3 protein-coding genes are annotated in these 3,912 nt (G+C 63.9%); 1 reads left to right on the top strand and 2 read right to left on the bottom strand.

Going from position 1 to position 3,912, the window contains the following annotated elements; genetic code table 11:
* A partial coding sequence (gene guaB, locus B8460_RS06445; RefSeq protein WP_048860759.1) for an IMP dehydrogenase occupies positions 1 to 1,404 on the bottom strand: 1,404 nt, incomplete at its 3' end.
* A gap of 264 nt (positions 1,405 to 1,668) precedes the next feature.
* Between guaB and B8460_RS06440 the strand changes: the two genes are divergently transcribed.
* Positions 1,669 to 2,874 carry a type I restriction endonuclease gene (locus tag B8460_RS06440; protein WP_084623291.1) on the top strand — a complete coding sequence of 402 codons (1,206 nt, stop codon included), beginning with the start codon at positions 1,669 to 1,671 and terminating at the stop codon, positions 2,872 to 2,874.
* A gap of 208 nt (positions 2,875 to 3,082) precedes the next feature.
* On the opposite strand, the gene B8460_RS06430 is transcribed toward B8460_RS06440, so the two are convergent.
* Positions 3,083 to 3,912: class I SAM-dependent methyltransferase (locus B8460_RS06430; RefSeq protein ID WP_148360408.1), on the bottom strand; the 830-nt coding region annotated here is incomplete at its 5' end.

Below are 3,912 nucleotides of genomic sequence, written 5' to 3'. Positions count from 1 at the left end.
GCCCGTCACCCGGCGGAACGTGGCGTTGCGGTGCAGATCCTCGATCGTGGCGCTGCCGGTATAGCCCATGCCGGCGCGCAGCCCGCCCACCAGCTGGTGCACCACCGCGGCGACCGGGCCCTTGTAGGCGACGCGCCCCTCGATCCCTTCCGGCACCAGCTTGAGCTGGTCCTTGATCTCCTGCTGGAAATACCGGTCGGCCGAGCCGCGCGCCATCGCGCCGATGCTGCCCATGCCGCGATAGGATTTGTAGGAGCGGCCCTGATACAGGAACACCTCGCCCGGCGCCTCCTCGGTGCCGGCGAGCAGGCTGCCGATCATCACCGCCTCCGCCCCCGCCGCCAGCGCCTTGACGATGTCGCCGCTGGTGCGCACGCCGCCGTCGGCGATCGCCGGCACGCCGGCCTCGCGGCACGCCGCCGCCGTCTCCAGCACCGCGCTGAACTGCGGCACGCCGACGCCCGCCACCACGCGCGTCGTGCAGATGCTGCCCGGCCCGATGCCGATCTTGACCGCGTCCGCCCCCGCCTCGATCAGCGCCCGCGCGCCCTCGGGCGTGGCGACGTTGCCGGCGACGATCTGCACCGCGTTCGACAGTTTCTTGATCCGCCCCACCGCCTCCAGCACCCCGGCGGAATGGCCGTGCGCGGTGTCGACGCAGATCACGTCCACCTCGGCGTCGATCAGCGCCTGCGCCCGCGCCGCCCCGTCCGCGCCCACGCCCGTTGCCGCGGCGACGCGCAGCCGGCCCATCTCGTCCTTGATGGCGAGCGGATGCGCCTGCGCCTTGTCCATGTCCTTGACGGTGATCAGCCCGACGCAGCGATAGGCGTCGTCGACCACCAGCAGCTTCTCGATGCGGTGACGATGCAGCAGCCGGCGCGCCTCGTCGGGCTCCACCTCGCTCTGCACCGTGACGAGGTTCTCCCGCGTCATCAGCTCATAGACCTTGACCTCGGGATCGGTCGCGAAGCGCACGTCGCGGTTGGTCAGGATGCCGACCAGCCGGCCCGTGCCGCGCTCTACCACCGGGATGCCGCTGATGCGGTGCGCGCTCATCAGCTGGCGCGCGTCCGACAGCGTCTGGTCCGGGTGGATGGTGACGGGGTTCACCACCATGCCGCTCTCGAACTTCTTGACGCGCCGGACATGGCCCGCCTGTTCGTCGGCGGTCATGTTCTTGTGTATGACGCCGATGCCGCCCTGCTGCGCCATGGCGATCGCCATCTCGCTTTCGGTGACGGTGTCCATCGCGGCGGCGACAAGCGGGACGTTGAGCGAGATGGTGCGCGTCAGCCGCGTCCGCGTGTCGGCGCCCGCCGGCAATACCTGCGAGTAGGCAGGCACCAGCAGCACGTCGTCAAACGCGAGGGCCTCGATCACACGATCTGTCAGGGATGCCATAGGCGGGTGCCTTTCCGACCTTGGCGCGTCCTTCTATGCGCCGGCCGGGGCGGAGGCAAGGGTGGCGACGCCGCATCGGTAGCCGCTGTGATTCGAAGGTGTAAGCGCGATCGGTCTGCTCACGACCACGTGTATTGGGCCGAGGTGATACAGGGAATGGTAGGATTTTTAGGCTCACTGCCGCACTGTTCTCGCCGCCACTGATGACGAGGCGGAGGGCCGCCTCACCCGATTTGTGCAAGCAGAAACGTTAAGGAAGCACAGATGCCAATAGACCTTGAGGAATTCCGGCTACGCATGCTTGCCCACGCGAAGCTAGTGGGGCTTCGGGCACCAAAAGTCGACTCAGAGGCTAAGACGAACGCCTCGCTGGTTCAACCATTTCTTATGGCCCTCGGCTATGATGTTGGAAATCCGGATGAGGTGTCACCGGAACACCATGCGGACTTTTCTGAGAAATACCAAAACAAAGTTGATTTTGCGATTCTTCATAACGGCAACCCGGTAATAGCGATCGAATCCAAGAGGACCGGCGCGCCGATCAAAGACGATCGCGGGCAGTTGAGAAGTTATTTCAATGCTTGTTCTACAGTTAAATTAGGAATACTCACCGATGGCGTAAAATATGAATTTTACGCCGATTCAGATAGTCAGAATATGATGGACGAGACGGCATTTCTTCGAGTGGACTTTCTCGAAGTCTACAAAACCAACTCCATCGACGACAACGTGCTATCCGGTATAGCTGCCATCATGAATGGATCATTTAACCCACAAGATGTTGGTGCCGAGGCGAAGAAGAAGATACTGTTTGAGTCGATCGTTGAAACCGTTAAGAAATTCAAAACGGAGCCGTCCGACGACTTCATCAGATTTATATTAGGGTGCTCCCCAGTCGGCGGAAAGATTACGAAGGTCACACAAAAGATAGTCGACGCCAATCGTGAACTCGTGCGATCTGCTATGGAGACGTTCGTTGCTCAGGAGGCTCTGGCCCGGTTCGGATATGCGCCGAAGGACGTGGTGAAGGCCCAGCCAGAGCGACAGGAAGTCACGCAAGTCTCGCCGGCAGTCGCCTCTGCCGACGCAGAACCCGACGCCATGGAGCCCTCCGAGGGTGAGAAGGAGGCCCTCTCTTACGTCACTAACCGTCTGTTCTTTCTAGCTCGGAACGAAGCATTGTTCTCAGAAATTCAGAGAATTGCATTCCGCAAAACAAAAACTTCATTCCGCTTATACTATGGTCGTCCAAACAGTGGCTCATTGATTGACTACAAGGAGCACAAGGATAAAAAGGCGTTCCTGTTTCCTGGCTTAGACGGCAAGGAGCTGCCCTTCATTCCATCCCCAGAATTAGATGCCTGCTTACTGAAAATCTTTGTACAGCGTGTACGGGATGCAGGCGTCAAACTGGACGAGGCACCGGTGCTTCACGCGATTCCAGGTGGTCAATCCGTCGGCGCGGCCTAACGCGGCTGGAAAACTTGTCATCGCCGACGCGCGGCTACTCAAACTCGGCCATAGGCTCGCGACCATCGATGTTCGCCTCTGGCAAGGCCGCGTAAGCCGGCCGGTCGCGCAGGCGACGGTCGGTTACGTGCTGCCGTGAGCGGGCCGGGACCGGCGGCCGCCCGCGCGCGAGCGCTAGCCGACCTGACCGGACAGGCCGCAGTCTGCCCTACACGGCGCGGGCGATCATCTCGGTGGGCGCGATCAGCCCGCGTTCGAGCATGTCGATCATGTTGGCAACCTTCTGCGGCGAGGACGCGCCCATCAGCAGATGCAGCCCGAGGGGCGGCGGGCCGCCGCTCCCCGCCGCCCGCGCGCGCATCTGGCGGAAGAACGCGATGGCGAAGTCGCGCCGGCTGCGCGCGACCTCCACGGCAAAGCCCGCCGCCTCCAGCGCCCGGCGATACGTCGCCGCGTCGTCCACGAAGCTGATGTCCGCGCGCGACGCCCACGGCACGGGAAACGACAGCTCGCCGTCGCCCTCACGCATCACGTCATAGACCGCGAACTGCGCGCCCGGCCGCAGCACGCGGCGGATCTCCGCGAACAGCGCCGCCTTGTCGCGTATGTTCATGCCGACATGCAGCATATAGGCGCCGTCGAACGACGCGGCGTCGAAGGGCAGCGCCAGTGCGCTCGCCTGCCGGTACGACACCCGGTCGCCCAGGCCCAGACGCTGCGACAGCAGTTCCGCGACCCGCACGTAATCCTCGGTCAGGTCGATCCCCGTGACGCGGCATCCATGCGTCTGCGCGAAATACCGCGACGCGCCGCCCGGGCCGCAGCCCACGTCCAGCAGATGCATGTCCGGCCGCAGCGCGAGCTGCGCCGCCAGCGCCTGCGTCGCCGCCCGGCCGCCGATATGGAACTCGTCGACCGGCGCGAGATCGGCATGGGTCAGGTCCGCCGCATCCTTCCCCGCCGCCGCCAGCGCATCGAGGATGGAGTCCGCGAGCGCGCTATTACCGTAGTGGCGCGCGACGTCTGCTGCCGTATCCA

It is taken from the genome of Acidisphaera rubrifaciens HS-AP3 (assembly GCF_000964365.1).
In the GTDB taxonomy this organism is placed as follows: Bacteria; Pseudomonadota; Alphaproteobacteria; order Acetobacterales; family Acetobacteraceae; genus Acidisphaera; species Acidisphaera rubrifaciens.
This window is presented reverse-complemented; position numbering and strand designations above follow the sequence as displayed.

Bases quoted from the DNA above. Each gene is read 5' to 3' on its own strand.
- B8460_RS06440 (WP_084623291.1), top strand. From the start codon at position 1,669: ATGCCAATAGACCTTGAGGAATTCCGGCTACGCATGCTTGCCCACGCG.